The 17,668-nt window shown below is 32.1% G+C and carries 13 protein-coding genes and 1 tRNA gene; 6 read left to right on the top strand and 8 right to left on the bottom strand.

Annotated features, from left to right (window positions below; all coding sequences use genetic code 11):
• Window positions 1-25: 25 nt before the first annotated feature.
• Window positions 26-1,144, bottom strand: coding sequence for an adenylate kinase (locus Q0873_RS13730; protein WP_299108269.1), 1,119 nt, complete (start codon window positions 1,142-1,144; stop codon window positions 26-28).
• A 94-nt stretch (window positions 1,145-1,238) separates the two neighbouring features.
• Window positions 1,239-4,232, bottom strand: coding sequence for a protein translocase subunit SecDF (gene secDF / locus Q0873_RS13725; RefSeq protein WP_299108267.1), 2,994 nt, complete (start codon window positions 4,230-4,232; stop codon window positions 1,239-1,241).
• Between the two features lie 207 nt (window positions 4,233-4,439).
• Between secDF and Q0873_RS13720 the strand changes: the two genes are divergently transcribed.
• Window positions 4,440-6,116 carry a formate--tetrahydrofolate ligase gene (locus Q0873_RS13720; protein ID WP_299108265.1) on the top strand — a complete coding sequence of 559 codons (1,677 nt, stop codon included), beginning with the start codon at window positions 4,440-4,442 and terminating at the stop codon, window positions 6,114-6,116.
• Window positions 6,117-6,180: 64 nt separating this feature from the next.
• Here the strand turns inward: Q0873_RS13720 and Q0873_RS13715 are convergent, their stop codons facing one another.
• Window positions 6,181-6,393 (bottom strand): helix-turn-helix transcriptional regulator, encoded by a 213-nt coding sequence (locus Q0873_RS13715; RefSeq protein ID WP_299108263.1) that lies wholly within the window; start codon window positions 6,391-6,393, stop codon window positions 6,181-6,183.
• A gap of 171 nt (window positions 6,394-6,564) precedes the next feature.
• Between Q0873_RS13715 and Q0873_RS13710 the strand changes: the two genes are divergently transcribed.
• Complete coding sequence (locus Q0873_RS13710; protein ID WP_299108260.1) at window positions 6,565-6,762, top strand: hypothetical protein; 198 nt, start codon at window positions 6,565-6,567, stop codon at window positions 6,760-6,762.
• A 256-nt stretch (window positions 6,763-7,018) separates the two neighbouring features.
• Here the strand turns inward: Q0873_RS13710 and Q0873_RS13705 are convergent, their stop codons facing one another.
• The 5 genes from Q0873_RS13705 to Q0873_RS13685 all read right to left on the bottom strand — a co-directional run bounded on the left by Q0873_RS13705 (window position 7,019) and on the right by Q0873_RS13685 (window position 10,891).
• A complete protein-coding gene (locus tag Q0873_RS13705) occupies window positions 7,019-7,408 on the bottom strand; it encodes a hypothetical protein (protein ID WP_299108258.1) in 390 nt (129 codons plus the stop codon).
• A 138-nt stretch (window positions 7,409-7,546) separates the two neighbouring features.
• The gene (locus Q0873_RS13700) at window positions 7,547-8,023 is read right to left on the bottom strand and encodes a hypothetical protein (RefSeq protein WP_299108255.1); all 477 of its coding nucleotides are present in this window, start codon (window positions 8,021-8,023) and stop codon (window positions 7,547-7,549) included.
• A complete protein-coding gene (locus tag Q0873_RS13695) occupies window positions 8,010-9,467 on the bottom strand; it encodes a hypothetical protein (RefSeq protein WP_299108253.1) in 1,458 nt (485 codons plus the stop codon). Before Q0873_RS13695 ends, Q0873_RS13700 begins: the two co-directional genes overlap by 14 nt.
• Before the next feature lie 325 nt (window positions 9,468-9,792).
• A tRNA-Ile gene (locus Q0873_RS13690) sits at window positions 9,793-9,866 on the bottom strand.
• A 53-nt stretch (window positions 9,867-9,919) separates the two neighbouring features.
• Entirely contained in the window at window positions 9,920-10,891 is a 972-nt protein-coding gene (locus Q0873_RS13685) for a polyprenyl synthetase family protein (RefSeq protein ID WP_299108251.1), read from the bottom strand.
• A gap of 126 nt (window positions 10,892-11,017) precedes the next feature.
• On the opposite strand from Q0873_RS13685, the gene Q0873_RS13680 reads away from it, so the two are divergent.
• From Q0873_RS13680 to Q0873_RS13665, 4 genes are read left to right on the top strand one after another with little or no spacing between them, the layout of a single operon-like run.
• On the top strand, window positions 11,018-11,623 hold the full coding sequence (locus Q0873_RS13680) for a TetR/AcrR family transcriptional regulator (RefSeq protein WP_299108249.1): 606 nt from the start codon (window positions 11,018-11,020) through the stop codon (window positions 11,621-11,623).
• Between the two features lie 12 nt (window positions 11,624-11,635).
• Entirely contained in the window at window positions 11,636-12,958 is a 1,323-nt protein-coding gene (locus Q0873_RS13675) for a TolC family protein (protein ID WP_299108247.1), read from the top strand.
• Window positions 12,959-12,969: 11 nt separating this feature from the next.
• Entirely contained in the window at window positions 12,970-14,151 is a 1,182-nt protein-coding gene (locus tag Q0873_RS13670) for an efflux RND transporter periplasmic adaptor subunit (protein ID WP_299108245.1), read from the top strand.
• A 23-nt stretch (window positions 14,152-14,174) separates the two neighbouring features.
• The gene (locus tag Q0873_RS13665; protein ID WP_299108243.1) at window positions 14,175-17,639 is read left to right on the top strand and encodes an efflux RND transporter permease subunit; all 3,465 of its coding nucleotides are present in this window, start codon (window positions 14,175-14,177) and stop codon (window positions 17,637-17,639) included.
• Window positions 17,640-17,668: the final 29 nt, after the last annotated feature.

The following is a 17,668-nucleotide window of genomic DNA, read 5'->3' as shown; positions in this document are numbered from 1 at the left end:
CCGCATTTTAGCAGGAATTTATAGTTTATAATTTATCAAATACGTCTGATAAACGATTTGTAATATCTTCAATACTACCAACTCCGTCAACTCCGAAATAGTTGTTTTGAGCTAGATAGAAATCTTTTAATATTGCTGTTTTTGTATTGTATTCGTTAAAACGATTTCTGATTTTCTCTTCATCAGTATCGTCAGAACGACCACTAGTTTTTCCTCTTTCTAAAATACGAGATACTAATAAATCTTCTGGTACTTCTAAAGCTACCATTCCATTAATACGCTCTCCTTTTTCAGCTAAGAAATTATCTAAAGCTTCCGCCTGAGATTCAGTACGAGGGAAACCGTCAAAGATAAATCCGGCTACACCATCATTTTTATTTACTTCTGCTTTTAACATGTTAATCGTTACTTCGTCTGGTACTAAATCACCAGCATCGATGTAGGTTTTTGCTAAAAGACCTAATTCAGTTTCATTTTTTATATTATAACGGAATACATCTCCAGTTGAAATATGTACTAAATTGTACTTGTCTTTTAAAATTTCAGCTTGGGTTCCTTTTCCAGCACCTGGAGGGCCAAATAATACAATGTTCTTCATTTTGGGTTGTGATGTTAATTGATAAATAGCGGGTAAATTTCTTCCGTAACCGTCATAGTCTAAACCATAACCAACAATAAACTTGTCTTCAATACTCTTTCCAACATAGTTAATGTTAAGTTCTTTTTTGTACACATCTGGTTTAAAGAACAAACTCACTATTTTAAGTTCTTTTACGTTTTGGCTTTTAAAAATTTCGTAGATTTCTTGCAGTGTAGTGCCCGTATCAATAATGTCTTCTAAGATGATTACGGTACGTCCTGTTAAATCTTCATTAATACCAATTAGTTTCTTTACTTTGTCAGAAGAACTAGTTCCTTCATAAGAAGCTAACTTTACAAAACTCATTTCACATTTTCCTTTATACGCACGTAAAAAGTCTGCAGCAAACACAAAACAACCATTTAAAATACCTACAAAAAATGGTATTTCATCTTTAGGTAAATCGTTTTGAACTTGTTGCGCTAGGGATGTTACTATGGTAGAGATTTCACTTTCAGAAAGGAATTCTTTAAAGTATAAGTCGTGGAGTTTTGTAATTTTCATCTGATTTTCAAATTGCAAAGATAACTTGTTGTTATGAAATGAAAAAACCGTTTTGAATTATATTCAAAACGGCTTAAACACTTGTATATAAAGTTTATTCTTTATCTTCTTTTTTAGTAGTATCGAACATGATTGGAGTAGCTACGAATAAAGATGAATACGTACCTACAGCAACCCCTACGATTAATGCGAACATAAATCCTTTAATACTATCTCCTCCGAAGAAGAAAATAGCTAACATTACTAATAATGTTGTTAAAGAGGTGTTGATTGTTCTACCTAATGTGCTGCTTAATGCTTTGTCTACTAAACCAGCGCTAAATGATTTGCTGTTACCAGCATACTCACGAATTCTATCGAAAATTACCACGGTATCATTCAGCGAGTACCCAACTACGGTTAAGATAGCCGCAATAAATGATTGTCCAATTTCCATATCGAAAGGCATCACTTTGTATAGTAAAGAGAATACTCCTAATACTACTAATACATCGTGGAATACCGCTGCTACTGCACCGATAGAGAAAGACATTTTTCTAAATCTTAATAAGATGTATAAGAATACTACGATTAATGATCCAATAACGGCTAATAATGCTGCGTTTTTAATATCATCAGCAATCGTAGGTTCTACTTTCATATAACTCATGATTCCGTTACCAGCTTTTTCAAATCCTGGTTTAAAGTTTTCATAAGAAGTATCTCCTAAATACTGCTTTAATCCGTTGTATAATGCAGTTTGTACTTCGTTATCTACTTGTTTACCCTCTTCATCAATCTTAAAGGCAGTAGTAATTTTTAATTGGTTGTCTGAACCAAAAGTTTTAACTTCTGGAGCGTTGTTTCCAAATGAAGCTTTTAAGTTAGCAGCAACTTCATTTGCTTTCATTGGTTTATCAAAACGAACTACATAAGAACGACCTCCTTTAAAGTCAACTCCTTGTTTTAATCCTAAGGTAAACATAGAAGCTAAACCGATCACGATTAACGTACCAGAAACGATATAAGCTAATTTACGCTTCTTTAAGAATTCTATGTTAATGTTTTTAAACCAGTTTTTAGATAAGTTGGTGTTGAATGGTAATGCAGTTGCTTTTTCTACAGATCCGTCAATAAACAAACGGGTAATAAATACTGCTGTAAATAATGAAGTAGCAATACCAATCATTAATGTTAAAGCGAAACCTTTAATTGGTCCAGTTCCGAATACATATAAGATAACCCCTGTTAATAAAGTAGTAATGTTTGCATCAATAATTGCAGATAATGCTCCTTTGATACTAAATCCTTCGTCAACAGCTTCTCCTAAACTCTTACCTCCGTTTAATGCTTCTTTAATTCTTTCGAATATAATTACGTTCGCATCTACAGACATACCAATAGTTAAAATAATACCTGCAATACCTGGTAATGTTAATACCGAGTTGAACGATGCTAAAATTCCGAAAATGAATAAGATGTTCACCACTAAAGCTACATTTGCATATAAACCTGCTTTACCGTAGTATAAGAACATCCATACTAATACTAAAACAATTGCTAAAGCAAATGACCATAAACTTGCGTCAATAGATTCTTGTCCTAAAGATGGTCCAACAACTTCTGCTTGAATTATACGAGCTGGTGCTGGTAACTTACCTGCTTTTAATACTGTTGCAATGTCTTGAGCTTCAGTTACTGTCATATTACCACCAGAAATAGAAGAATTACTTCCTAATTGTTGATTGATAATAGGCGCAGTATAAACGTAATCATCTAAAACAATAGCAACATGTTTTCCTATGTTTTCTCCTGTAAGTTTTGACCATTTCTTAGTACCAACACTATTCATTGTCATTGCAACCTCAGGCTTGCTTAATTGGTCGTATTCCTGCTTAGCATCTGCAATTACATCACCATCAATAGGTGGTTGGTTCTTTCTATTAGATTTGATAGCATATAAGCTAACCATTTCAAATAGTTCAGCATCTGAGCTTTGAGCGTTTCTTTGTGGAGTAAAAGGCTTATAATCCCATAAGAATTTTACATAACGTAAGTTGTTGGGTAATAGAGCTCTAACGTTTTTATTAGCTAATAAGCTGTTTACTTTTGCAGTATCTACAACTCTTGCATATCCAACAACAGAACTTATTTGTTGAACGTTTGGTTGTAAGTATGTAAATAACATTTTTTGCTCCGCTACTTTCGTAGAGTCAGCAGATTCTCCTAATAAATCGTCAATACTGTCTGTCTTTGTAGAATCTTTTGCTTCTGCAGCGTCTTCAGCAGTATCTTCTTTTAATAATTCAATTGATTTCGCGTTTGCTACTTGGAAAAACGGAACCATGTCAGCATTTGTAAATACTTCCCAGAATTGTAATTCAGCAGTACTTTGTAATAATTTCTCTACACGATCAATATCTTTTGCTCCTGGTAATTCTACTTGAATTCTACCAGAAGTTCCAATTCTTTGAATGTTAGGTTGTACAACCCCAAATTTATCAATACGGCTACGTAATACTTCAAAAGCAGTGTTGATAGAAGAATTGATTTCTTCTTGTAAAGTCGATTTAACCTGCTCATTTGTTTTGTTGAAGTCTATTTTTTCACGTAAAGCTTTTGTTCCGAAAATGCTTGGGTCACTTAATTTAACGCTTCCTTTGCTTGCTTCTTCGAACTTACTGTAGAATAAATCTAAGTAATTCTCTTGACTATCCTTTTGTGCTTCATCTGCATTTGCTAATGCTTGTTTGAACACTGGGTTTTGAGAATCGTTAGACAATCCTATTAAGATGTCTTTTACAGAAACCTGTAAAATTGCATTAATACCCCCTTTTAAATCAAGACCAAGGTTCATTTCTTTCTCCCTGATGTCGTTGTAAGAGTATTGTGCAAATCCTAAGTTAACTACCTCTTTGTTGGCAACACTGTCTAAATATCTTTTTTCAAATCTAGCTAATGTTCTACCATCATTATCTGGTACATTCTTCTTTGCGTACGCCTTAGCACTGTCTTCAACCTTGTTGGCAAAAAACGTGAAAGACAACTGATAAATACTTACTAAACCAAATAGAATAGCAAATAATTTAATTAATCCTTTGTTTTGCATTGTAAATAATTTAAATCGACTTTATTTTTAAAAAACGTGCAAATATAGGGTTTCAGCTAAAGAAAAGCGAATTCTTTTAACATATTTATCTCTTTCCTACAGAATTATGCAATTTTTAATAACAAATGGTCAAAATCATGGCAATTATATTGCGTATATTTACCTGCTTTTTTTTACAATAAAACAAACAACTTAAAAAGGATATTCATGGCACATTTAACAGATATAGAAATTGCCCAAGCGAAAGAATTAAAACATATAAAATGCGTTGCTCAAAAATTAAAGATTGCTGAAGATGATCTTGAAATGTATGGGAAATACAAAGCAAAATTACCTTTAGACTTAATTAATGGTGATAAAGTCAAAGAAAATAATCTGGTTTTGGTAACCGCATTAACACCAACACCTGCTGGAGAAGGAAAAACTACGGTATCTATCGGATTAACAGAAGGGTTGAATAAAGTAGGGAAACAAGCTACGGTGGTATTGCGTGAACCTTCTTTAGGACCTGTTTTTGGTATCAAAGGAGGAGCTGCTGGTGGAGGATACTCACAAGTAGTGCCAATGGAAGACATCAATTTGCATTTTACAGGTGATTTCAACGCTGTAGAAAAGGCCAATAATTTACTGTCTGCTTTAATAGATAACAACCTACAGAGCAAAGAGAATAATTTAAATATTGATCCACGTACGATATTATGGAAACGTGTAATTGATATGAACGATCGTTCGTTGCGTCAAATTACTATTGGATTAGGAGGTACGGCAAATGGAATTCCTCGTGAAGATGGATTCAATATTACTCCGGCTTCAGAGGTAATGGCTATCTTATGTATGGCGACTTCTTTTGACAATTTAAAAGAACGTTTAGGAAATATCTTTATCGGATTTACTTTTGATAAAAAGCCTGTTTTTGCACGTGATTTAAAAGCACAAGATGCTATGGCTATTTTATTAAAAGATGCTATTAAACCTAATTTAGTACAAACTTTAGAAGAGAACCCAGCGATTATTCATGGTGGACCTTTTGCAAACATAGCACAAGGAACCAATACGATTATTGCTACAAAAATGGGATTGTCATTATCTAATTATGTGGTTACCGAAGCTGGATTTGGGGCCGATTTAGGAGCAGAGAAGTTTTTAAATATCAAATCGCAGTATGCAGGATTGAATCCGAAAGCTGTGGTGTTGGTTGCAACGATTAGAGCTTTACGTCATCATGGAGGAGCTCCAAAGGAAGAGTACAATACACCAAGTTTAGCACGTGTACAGGAAGGGTTTAAAAACCTAGAAAAGCACATTGAAAATATTCGAAAGTATGCTATTGAACCTGTGGTAGCGATCAACTCATTTATTTCTGATTCTGAAGAGGAAGTAAACTTTGTAATTGATGCTTGTGCAAATCTAGGAGTAAAAGCGGTAGTGTCTCGTGGATGGGCAAAAGGAGGTGAAGGAACCAAAGAATTGGCAAATGCAGTGGTAGATGTAGTTGAAAACAAAGCTACCCAGTTTAAGCCGTTGTATTCATGGGAGAGTCCGGTAAAAGAAAAGATTGAAACTATTGCCAAAGAAATTTACGGAGCAATAAACGTAGAGTACAGTAAAAAAGCACAATTAAACTTACGTAGAATAGACCGATTAGGATTTAATGATTTTGCTGTTTGTATGGCGAAAACACAAAAATCTTTTTCAGATAATGATAAGTTAATTGGAAGGCCAGAAGGGTTTACAGTAACGGTAAGAGAAATTGAAATAGCAGCAGGAGCACAGTTTATCATTCCTATTTTAGGAAAAATGATGCGTATGCCTGGATTACCAGCAAAACCTGCTTCTGAAAACATGACAATTGATAACACAGGTGTTATTTCTGGATTATCTTAAGAAACAATAACATTTATAAAATCAAAACCAGCATGTTTGTGCTGGTTTTTTTATGTCTCGTTGTTTATTGTTTTTTAGTAGACACAAGAAGTTCTCTTACATCTACTTCTAAAAGTTTAGCAACTTGAAATAAGTTTTCAATTCTTGGTTGCATATCATTTCTACACCATTTTGAAATGGTATTCTTATTCATGTCCATTTCATCTGCCAACCAATTGTTGGTTTTTCCTTTTTCAGCTAAAACAGCTTTTATTCTATTATAAATAGGTTTATCCATAGCAATCTCTATGATTTAATAACAAAAATAGCTAAGAAAAATAAATGTTTCAAGTATTAAAATATGCTTTGTAGGGAGATTTAAAAAATTTTATATAACTTTGAAATGCTTTTAAAGCATAGAAATAAAATTTTAAAACTTTTTAATAGCAATTTAAAACAGAACCATCTTATGCTTTACACTAAAGTCGATCTTGAAAGAATAGTCTATGCTCAATTAGAAAACCTTCATGCTATGAACGATTTATTAAGTATTATAAAACAACAAAATGAATTGTTAGAAAAAGCTAATAAGAAATTAAAAGATGAAATTTTAGAGGTCAAACAGAAAATGTATCCGCCTATTAAAAAAGAAAGGTCTAATGGTTGAAAATGATTGGTGAAAAATATTTATTTGAGCATCTACGAGTTTTGAGTTGTTTTTTTTACAAGTTGATTTAAATGTTTTAATATTAGGGTTTTGTATTGGTATTTTCCCTACCTTTTTTCAATAATTCCCATAAATAGTTTTTTTGAGGGGTACTCGCATCTCTTTTTGATAAGTAAATTTTAAGGAATAGAAATTTTTTATTGGAAAAAGGGTAAGAGTAATTTTTACCCTTTTTAATGTAATTCTAGCAAGTATTTTATTCTATTGAATATTCAATATCAACTTCGATAAATTCTTCTTTTCTAACTAAAAAAACAGTTTTATAATTTAAAAGAAAATCAAACAAATTACTTGCTCTGAATCTATTATAAATATTATAGGTTTTTGATTCTTTAAATATTTCTTTAAAATTTTTTATACTTGAAGAAGTAGTTATTTTTTTACATACTTTCTTTTGTTCAAAACAAATATATTCTACATTTTCTTTTAGGTGTTTAAAACTATAAAAGTAATTTTTAGTAGTTGGATGTTTCCATTTCTTTAAAATTTTTTCATCATATTTAATAAATAACGTGTCTTTTTTTTGCTCTTGAGTTTGAGCTTTAACAAAAGATAGAATTAATAGAATAAAGAATATTTTTTTCATAATTATTTTGGACAATTTTTTGTTAATGTGTGATAATAGGTGTTTAAAGCTTTATCTAATTCTTTTTTTCTATTTTCAGGTAAATCTTCATAAACTTTTACTCCATCGCTTACTAATCTTTCTTACAATTAGTATGTGTTAATGAGCGATAACTACTCTAACAACTTTAAGCTTCAAATATTTATCTTTTTCAATTTTGAGCAAAAAATATAAATCTTTAAATATAATATTGGGGTTGTTTTCTTTCCATGTATTTTCTTTAATCCATTTATAATTAACGAAGTTTAAAAAATGTGTCTCGCAATGATTGATTAACTCTTTATTCTGTATTGCAAAAGATAATGAAGGTACATTAAATTTAATATTGTCTTGTCCACTTTCTGGATCGTAATAATAACTTTTATTTTTTTTTAGCTCTTCTCTTTTTTTAAGAAATGTTTCATATTTGTTTCTATCTACTAAATGAATCAAATCTCCTTTTTTAAAAATTTCATTTTTAGGTGTGATAAGATAATTTTTATCTGTTTTTTTTAATAAAAAAAAAGCATCGTCATTTTTTGTTTGTGAATAACAAGTAAATGATATTGCTAACAATAATAACTTAATCGCATTCATTATTTCCGCTTTTATTAAATTTATAAGTTGATTTTATAATTCTTAATTGTTCGTTTTTAGTATATACTTTATCGGCATACATGTTATCCCATGCTTTGGTATTATGTAGACCTATCCATGCTAAATCTTTATATAATTGATTTGGGTAGGTTTTACCTATTAGTTTAGCATATTCTTTTAAACTTTCTTCCATTGCTGTTCTATAATAGTCAGCCATATAATTATGTTGAGGATTATTTGGAAATTTATCATAATAGTCAAATAATGTTGGGAAATCAGCTTTTGAGCCATCTGGTAAATGATAAGTATTTGTATATTGATTATAAACTAATTGACTTCTGGTTCTTATCATTCTATAAATTTTAGCATGTATAGCTTCATGAATAATTGTTCTAGCAACAGATAATGAAGGTCTATCCTTTGATTTTTCTGTGTTTATAACAATTCTTATTTTATCTCCATATATAGTTTGTCCATTTATGATATCTCCTTTGTTATCTCTTAAATTTGACTTCATTTCTAATTTAAGATGTACGGGAGCATCTTCACCTTTAAAATTATCTAAAGTTTTCTTTATTAAAGTATTGTTTTTTAATTTATCATATACACACTTAGCTTTATCAGTTAGATTGTTAATAATTTTATCATCTTCATTCCACCAAGGTTTAATGTCTTGTACTTCAAGTTCATTTGAAATATTATTGTTAGAGTTTGAGGTATTGCCTGTAGTAGAACCTCCACCGCCTCCTAAAGTATTATTATGACCTAAATGCCAACCAATAGGATCCTTTAGCTTACTGCCTGGAGTACTCCATTCTTGAAATGTTGAGCTGCCCCCTCCTGTTGTGCCTCCAACACAAACACAATCTAATAGTCCTCCTACATCCCAACCAGCTTGCAATAGCTGTACTACTTCTAATACGGAAGTGCTACAAGAACATCCTCTATTAGAAAAGTTTTTAGAAGTATTTATTTCTTTTAAGGTTTGAATGTAAGTACCTTGTTTATACTGATAAACTTCAATAAAAGCACCTTTGTTGTCATGTTTAAAAATATAACCCGAAAAGGCTTGGTTGTTAGAATCTTCATCATAAACTAAGGTTAAAATATAGGATTCTATAACGCCTTCTTTTTCTACAGAACTAACCAATGATTTTATACGTATTTCACTGTTTAAATCAATGGGAGTGTGCAAAATGTTTATGTCTTCTTTATATTTTTTAACACTAGATTCTTCCCATAAAATATCTAATTGTTTTTCAGATTTTGAAAATGTATTTTTTGAAAAGAAGGTTTGTTGAAATGTTTGTTGCGTTTCTTTTACAGAAGGAATAGAGTAATTACTTTGAACTAGAACCTCTTTAGATAGATCGTTTTCTTGAGAACAATTATAAAAAGAGAATAATAGCATAAAACAAATATATAAATATTTTGACTTTTTCATTTTTTTAGAATTTTAAGTTAGGTTACTGAAAGTTAGTTGAATAAATGATTAAACAGGTAGTTGTTTCGATTACTTTTGGTAAGTGAATCAATTACTTTTTCAACTAGACAAGAGGATAGGGAAGTTTGTTGAAAAGTGTGTAAAACGATTAAAAAGCAATCGTTTCTACATATTTTCGATAGGAAAAATAGCTAATGCTCCTTACAAGTTAGTCAGGAGGTCTAAGTGATAAAAAAAAATAATTTTTTTGAGTTTGATTTTTTGAATGTGTTGTAGGTTAAGGATTTAAAACAAAAAAGCCTCACTAAAAGTGAAGCTTTAAAGGTGGTCCCACATGGGCTCGAACCATGGACCCCCTGATTATGAGTCAGGTGCTCTAACCAACTGAGCTATAGGACCCGTTTTATTGGGTGTGCAAAAATAAAAACTTTTATTGAAATAAAAACAATTTTTTACACTTTTCTATTCATTAAATTTTCCCCAAACATACGTAAACCAAGCTTGGCTTTCTCAGAGATGTTTAACAAACTTAAACTCTCAAAAGACTTATTAGTATAGTACTCAATAAGTTGTTGTGTGTGTTGGGTAATATTGTTGTTATTAAAAATAGCGGTTACCGCTGCTACTTTAGCATCGTTGTCTTGTTCTTCAGAATTATAAAGTTTTACTAAAGTGTTTTTATCCTCTTCAGAAGCAACTTCTAAAGCCTTTAAATACAAATAGGTTTTTTTGTTTTCAATAATATCTCCACCTACCTGTTTTCCAAAGGTTTCAGGATCTCCATAGGTGTCTAAATAATCGTCTTGTAATTGAAAAGCGATTCCTAAGTTTAATCCGTAGTTGTATAAATGATTGGCTTGTTCTTCATCTGCTTCAGAAATAATGGCCCCCATTTTTAAGGCAGCAGCTACTAAAACCGATGTTTTTAAACGAATCATTTCAATGTATTCCTCAATAGAAACATCATTTCTTGTTTCGAAATCAATATCCAATTGTTGTCCGTCGCAAACTTCTAAAGCAGTTTTACTAAACAATTTTGCTAATTGCTGGAAAATATGTGGCGGATAATTCTCAAAATACTGATATGCTAAAATTAACATGGCATCACCAGAAAGAATACCTGTATTTAAATCCCACTTTTCATGAACGGTTGCTTTACCTCTGCGTAAAGGAGCGTCGTCCATAATATCATCATGTACTAAGGTAAAGTTATGAAATACTTCTACCGCTAATGCTGTTGGTAAGGCTTTGGTATAATCACCCGAAAAGATATCAGCAGCAATTAGTGTTAATATTGGTCGGATTCTTTTACCTCCTAGCTGAAGGATATAATCTATAGGTTGATATAAGTTCTGTGGTTCTCTTACTATTTTCTGAGATTCTAAATAGTTTAAAAAATCGTTTTGATATTGTAATAAGTCCAAATCTGAAATTTTTGGTAAAAATAATGTAAAGAAATATGCTATGTAAACTAAAATGTTAAAAAATCATTAAAACTTTGGAAACTTTTTTTGTTTCTAAAGTTTCCTACCATATCTTTGCCCTCGATTATGAAGGATAAAATTTTAGAAAAGGCAGGAGCAATGTTTTTGAGCTATGGGTTCAAAAGCGTAACGATGGATGATATAGCCAGCGAATTGGCAATATCAAAAAAGACACTTTATAAGTATTTTTCAAACAAGAACGATTTAGTAGACGCTTCTATAGAGGCAGTTCAAAAAGCGATTGATGATGCAATTATGTTTATTAAAGAACAAAGTTACAATGCAATCGAAGAAGAATTTGCGGTAAAGAAGATCTTTAAAGAGATGTTTAAAAATGCAAAAACCTCACCTATGTTTCAATTAAAAAAGTATTACCCAGAATCGTATACGAATCTTGTAGATAGAGAGATTTGTATGTTTCGAGACTGTAATACCGATAATTTGGAAAAAGGAATTGAGCAAGGTTTATACCGTCCAGAGATTAAAAAGGAATTAGTAACTAATTTTTATTTCACGTTAATCTTCGGAATTTTTGATAGTGAATACTATGGAGAACGTATGGACGAACTCATGAAGGTTGAATATGAAGTGTTAGAATATCATATACGAGCTATTGCCACTAAAAAAGGTCTGGAAATTTTAGAAAACGAATTACTAAACAACGCTATTTAACTATAATAATTAATGAAAAGAGGATTAATAATTCTTAACCTTCTCTTTGTGGTGACAATTGGGGTGGCACAACAAAAAGAAATGAGCTTATCAATGAAAGAGGCTATTGATTTTGCTATTAAAAATAACTATAATAATAAAGTTGCTTTGAATGATATTGAAGCAGCGAAAAAAAGAAAATGGGAAACTACAGCAACAGGGTTACCTCAAATTAACGGAGTTGTAAATTATCAAAACAATTTAAAACAACAATTTCCAGGGGTTGACTTTAATAACGACGGTACTATTGATTTTGGAGCAAAGCACAATATTACAGGTACAGTTACTTTAAGTCAGTTATTGTTTGATGGATCTTACTTAGTAGGATTACAAGCAGCAAGAACCTATTTAAAAATTTCAGAACAAGCAAAAGAGAAAACCGAATTAGCAACAAGAGAAGCTATTATCAATGCTTACGGAAATGTACTAGTTGCAGAAGAGCGTATTGATATATTAAAGGAAAATAAGAAAACTGTAGATCGTCAATTAAAAGGAGCGAGAGAAGGTTTTAAAGAAGGATTAACAGAAGAAGAAACTGTAGAGCAGTTTGAAATTACGCAAGGAAATATTATCAGTCAGCAAAGAAATGCTGATAGAAATAGAGAAATTGCGTATCAAATGTTAAACTTGGCTTTAGGGAATCCAATAAATACTAAGTTAACTTTAACAGATGGTTTAGATGATTTGGTATTGAGTACTAATGATTTAAATTTGTTAGCAGAATCGTTTGATTTAGACAATCATATTGATTTTAGAATCGCTCAAAATGATAGAGAAAGCAAGCGATTGTTAATGAGGTTAGAAAAAAGTAGAGCTTTACCAAGCATCAATGCTTTTGTAAACTATTCTAGATTAGCAAACGCGAATAGTTTTGACTTCTTTAATTCATCGCAAGAATGGATTTCAACTTCTGTTTTTGGAGTAGGAATAAACGTGCCAATCTTTAGCAGTTTTGGGAGAACAGCAAAAACTGCACAAGCAAGAATTGCTTTAGAGAGTGCAGATATCCGTTTATCTGAAACAAAACAACGCTTAAACTTACAGGCAGAACAAGCTAAGAGTAACTACCAATTAAGTATTGAAAATTACGAAACTGCAAAAAGAAACTTAGCATTAGCTACCCGAATTGAACGCAAACAAAAAGTAAAGTTTGATGAAGGAGTTACTACGAGTATCGATTTATTAGCTGCTCGTAATCAGTTGTACGGACAACAAAACAGTTACTTACAATCAATTTTAAACATCATTGCCAACAAGGCAAAATTAGACAACGCATTAAATACACCAATAAAATAAAATCAACTATAATGAGAAAAATATATTCAATAGTATTACTATCTGTACTTTTAGCTTCATGTGGAGGCGACAAAGGGCAGTCTGTACAAGATGTAATTGCTACCAATGATTTAGCTCAAATAAGAACAAAGAAGGCAGAGTTAGATACAAAACAGCAAGAACTAGCTGCAGAGATCAAACAATTAAACGATAAGATTTCTGAATTAGATACCAATAAAAAAGTTCCTTTAATTACAGTGTTTTCTGCAAAAACTGAAGATTTTGTACACTATTTAGAATTACAAGGAGATGTACAAACAAAACAAAATGTTTTGATTTATCCTGAAATGCCAGGGCAATTAGTACGCATTTTTGTAAAAGAAGGACAAAAAGTAGTAAAAGGACAAACCTTAGCTAAAATTGATGATGGTGGTTTAGGAAACCAGTTAGCACAAGTAGAAGCACAAGCTGCATTAGCAAAAACTACCTACGAGCGTCAAAAGAGATTATGGGAGCAAAGAATTGGATCTGAGATTCAATACTTACAAGCAAAAACATCTTATGAAGCACAAAAGAATGCGGTAGACCAATTAAAAAGACAATTAGGAAAGTCTGTAATTAGAGCACCTTTTACAGGAGTAATTGATGATGTAATTAAAGAACAAGGAACGGTAGTTGCTCCAGGAATGGGATCTGAAGTTTTTAGAATTGTAAACTTAGGAGATATGTATATCGAAACAGATGTTCCAGAAAGTTATATCACTTCTATTAAAAAAGGAAAAAGTGTTCAGGTAGAGTTTCCAATCTTAGGAAAATCATTAGAATCTACTATTCGTCAAGCAGGAAACTTTATCAATCCAGCAAATAGAACTTTTAAAGTAGAGATTGGAGTTCCTAACAAAGATAGAAGCATCAAGCCAAACCTAACTGCAAAGTTAAAAATCAACGATTATACAAATCCGAATGCAATTTTAATTCCACAGAGTATTATTTCTGAAAATGCAAAAGGAGAGCAGTATATCTATGTAGTAAAAGATGTAAAAGATCAAAAAGGAGTTGCTAAGCAGGCTATTATTACTACAGGAAAAACACAAGGAGATGTTATTGAGGTTTTATCTGGAGTAGCAAACGGAGCGCAGATTGTAGAAGAAGGAGCTCGTAGTGTAAAAGATGGGCAAGAGGTGAAGATCTTAGCAGTGTCTCAAGCAAAATAATCAACTAAAGACTACACGTTAAAATGACTGAAAAACAAAAAAAACAAGTCGATAAAGAATTCGGTTTATCCTCTTGGGCAATTAATAATAAGACAACCATTTATGTAATGATGGTGATGATACTTATTATGGGTATTTCTGCCTTCTTAAGTATGCCAAGAGAAAACTTTCCGGAGATTAGAGAAACTAAGATTTACATTAGTTCTATATACCCTGGAAACACTGCCGAAGATATAGAGAAATTAATTACAGATCCGTTAGAAGATAAATTAAAAACGGTAAGTAATGTGGTAGAAATTACTTCTACATCACAAGAAGATTACTCAATGGTAGTGGTAGAGTTTGATGAAAACATTACCGTAGACCAAGCGAAGCAAAAAGTAAAAGACGAGATAGATCAAGAAACTTCTGGTGAAGATTGGCCAACCTTTAACGGGGCTAAAGTAGAACCAAATGTGTTTGAATTGAGTATGTCTGAAGAAATGCCAATCTTAAACATTAACATCTCAGGAGATTATCCAGTAGATAAGTTAAAAGAGTTTGGTGAGTATTTAGAAGATGAGATTGAAGATTTACCAGAGATCAAGAAAGTAGATATCCGTGGAGCAGAGGAGAAAGAAGTAGAGATTGCGGTTGATATTTATAAAATGATGGCTGCTCAGGTGAGTTTCCAAGATATTATCAACTCGGTAAATGGAGGGAACTTAACCATGTCTGCTGGTAATTTGATTGCAAGTGGGCAACGTAGAACCATTCGAATTTTAGGAGAAATAGAAGATCCGCAAGAATTACAAAACTTTGTGGTAAAATCTGAAAAAGGAAACTCAATTTACTTAAAAGATATTGCAAGTGTTTCTTTTAAAGATAAAGATAAAACTACCTATGCACGTGAGTTTGGTGAAGCAGTAGTAATGCTTGATGTAAAGAAACGTTCTGGTAAAAACATGGTAGAGGCAGCTGAGAAGATTCAAGTAATTGTAAAGGATGCTAGAGAAAATGTTTTTCCAAGTAATTTAAAAGTTACAATTGCCAATGATCAATCATCAAAAACAATTGGTCAGGTAGATGATTTAGTAAACAACATTATTTTCGGGGTAATCTTAGTAGTATTAGTACTAATGTTCTTCCTTGGATTTAAAAATGCATTGTTCGTAGGATTTGCAATTCCAATGTCGATGTTCATGTCCTTAATGATCTTAAGTTGGTTAGGATATACGATGAACACCATGATTCTTTTCGGATTAATTATGGGACTTGGAATGTTAGTAGATAATGGTATTGTGGTTGTAGAAAACGTATATCGTTTAATGGATGAAGGAATGCCAAGAATTGAAGCAGCTAAAAAAGGTATTGGAGAGATTGCTTTTCCAATTATCATTTCTACAGCAACAACTGTAGCGGCATTTATTCCTTTAGGAATGTGGCCTGGAGTAATGGGACAGTTTATGATTTACTTCCCAGTAACGTTATCAGTAGTATTAGGATCGTCTTTATTTGTGGCAATTTTCTTTAACTCAGTAATGGTATCTCAATTTATGAGTGTTGAAGATAAGAACATGCCATTAAAGAGAATTATCACCTTGTCATCTATCATGGCAGTAATTGGATTACTGATAATCATTTTTGGAGGAACATATAGAGCTTTAGGGTCAATCATGGTATTCACAGCAATTATGTTATGGGTGTATCGAATGGCTTTAAGACCATGGGCAAATGCGTTTCAAAATAATGTATTACCACGTTGGGAGCGTTTTTATGAAAGAGCATTAAGAGCTGCTTTAAAAGGGTGGAGACCGTATGTAATTACGCTAGGAACATTCCTTTTATTATTCTTTGCTTTTGGAGGGTTTGGAGCTTCAGTGCAGAGTCAGAGAACAAAAGTAGAATTCTTCCCAGATAACACACCAAATCAGATTATTGTTTATATCGAATATCCACAAGGAACCGATATTGAAAAGACAAATCTGATTATGAAAGACCTAGAAGAACGTGTATACAATGTATTAAACTCTCCTGAGTATATGCATGGTGATCATAACTTCTTAGTAGAAAGTGCCGTTTCTCAAGTAGGAGCAGGATCTGGAAATCCACAAACAGATGGTGGATCTACCGCAGAAATGCCACACAGAGGAAAGATTACCGCTTCAATGCGTGAGTATAAATACCGTGAAGGAGCAGATAGTAAGGAGTTGCAGAAGAAAGTAACGGAGGCCTTAAAAGGAATTTATCCAGGATTGGCAATTTCTGTAGAAAAAGAAGCCGTTGGACCACCAGCAGGATATCCTATTAATATTGAATTAGAAGGAAAGGATTATGGAGAATTGATTAATACAGCAGAAAAAATGCGTGATTTTATCAATTCGAAAAGTATTGCTGGTATTGATGAATTAAAGATTGATGTTAATAAATCAAAGCCATCGATGTTGGTAAATGTAGATCGTAAAAAGGCTGGAGAATTAGGAGTAAACTCTTCTCAAGTAGGTAGTCAATTACGTAATGCAATTTTCGGATCGAAAGCGGGTATTTATAAAGAAGACGGTGAAGATTATGATATCTATGTACGTTTTAACAAGGATAATAGATATAATAAGAGTGCTATTTTCAATCAGAAAATAACCTTTAGAGATATGGCTTCTGGTCAAATCAAAGAGATTCCAGTATCAGCTATCGCGAAACAAACCAATACCTCAGGATATAGTGCTATTAAGCATAAAGATGTAAAACGTGTGGTAACTGTTTATTCGGCATTAGCTCCAGGGTATACAGATGCAGCGGCAATTGTAGCGCAGATTGAAAATGAAATGAAATCGTTTACAGAACAACCAGATACTGTAAAGATTAATTATACTGGACAGATTGAAGAACAAAACAAGCAAATGGCATTCTTAATGGGAGCGTTCTTTTCTGGACTTGGTTTGATTTTCTTAATCTTAATTTTCCAATTCAACTCAGTTTCGAAGCCTGGAATTATCATGTTAGCGATTTTCTTAAGTTTAATTGGAGTATTTGGAGGATTAATTATTACTGCAAAACCATTCGTAATTATGATGACCATGATGGGTATTATTTCATTGGCGGGTATTGTAGTAAACAATGGGGTAGTCCTCTTAGATTATACTCAGTTATTAATTGATAGAAAGAAAGTTGAAAATGGTATTGCTGAAGATGATTATGTAGATGTAAATACCTTAGGAGAAGCAATCATTAGAGGAGGTAAAGCTCGTTTACGTCCGGTATTATTAACGGCAATTACAACCATCTTAGGATTAATTCCGTTAGCAACTGGATTCAATATTAACTTCTATACATTATTTAGTGAATTTAATCCACATATTTATATGGGAGGTGATAACGTAATTTTCTGGGGTCCATTAGCATGGACAGTAATTTACGGATTATTCATAGCTACCTTCTTAACGTTAATTGTGGTTCCAATATTATTCTACCTAATAACACGTTTTAAAATGTGGTTACGTAGAGTTATGTAAAACAATATTTGTTAACTAAAAAAAGGGTT

This window comes from uncultured Tenacibaculum sp., from assembly GCF_947498805.1.
Classification (GTDB): Bacteria; Bacteroidota; Bacteroidia; order Flavobacteriales; family Flavobacteriaceae; genus Polaribacter.
The sequence above is the reverse complement of the archived record's forward strand: the minus strand, read 5'-3'. Positions and strand labels throughout refer to the sequence as shown.

What these genes read in the sequence shown, in the direction of transcription:
- Q0873_RS13730 (WP_299108269.1), bottom strand. Translation starts at nt 1,144, where the DNA reads ATGAAAATTACAAAACTCCACGACTTATACTTTAAAGAATTCCTTTCT.
- secDF (WP_299108267.1), bottom strand. Translation starts at nt 4,232, where the DNA reads ATGCAAAACAAAGGATTAATTAAATTATTTGCTATTCTATTTGGTTTA.
- Q0873_RS13720 (WP_299108265.1), top strand. Translation starts at nt 4,440, where the DNA reads ATGGCACATTTAACAGATATAGAAATTGCCCAAGCGAAAGAATTAAAA.
- Q0873_RS13715 (WP_299108263.1), bottom strand. Translation starts at nt 6,393, where the DNA reads ATGGATAAACCTATTTATAATAGAATAAAAGCTGTTTTAGCTGAAAAA.
- Q0873_RS13710 (WP_299108260.1), top strand. Translation starts at nt 6,565, where the DNA reads ATGCTTTACACTAAAGTCGATCTTGAAAGAATAGTCTATGCTCAATTA.
- Q0873_RS13705 (WP_299108258.1), bottom strand. Translation starts at nt 7,408, where the DNA reads ATGAAAAAAATATTCTTTATTCTATTAATTCTATCTTTTGTTAAAGCT.
- Q0873_RS13700 (WP_299108255.1), bottom strand. Translation starts at nt 8,023, where the DNA reads ATGAATGCGATTAAGTTATTATTGTTAGCAATATCATTTACTTGTTAT.
- Q0873_RS13695 (WP_299108253.1), bottom strand. Translation starts at nt 9,467, where the DNA reads ATGAAAAAGTCAAAATATTTATATATTTGTTTTATGCTATTATTCTCT.
- Q0873_RS13680 (WP_299108249.1), top strand. Translation starts at nt 11,018, where the DNA reads ATGAAGGATAAAATTTTAGAAAAGGCAGGAGCAATGTTTTTGAGCTAT.
- Q0873_RS13675 (WP_299108247.1), top strand. Translation starts at nt 11,636, where the DNA reads ATGAAAAGAGGATTAATAATTCTTAACCTTCTCTTTGTGGTGACAATT.
- Q0873_RS13670 (WP_299108245.1), top strand. Translation starts at nt 12,970, where the DNA reads ATGAGAAAAATATATTCAATAGTATTACTATCTGTACTTTTAGCTTCA.
- Q0873_RS13665 (WP_299108243.1), top strand. Translation starts at nt 14,175, where the DNA reads ATGACTGAAAAACAAAAAAAACAAGTCGATAAAGAATTCGGTTTATCC.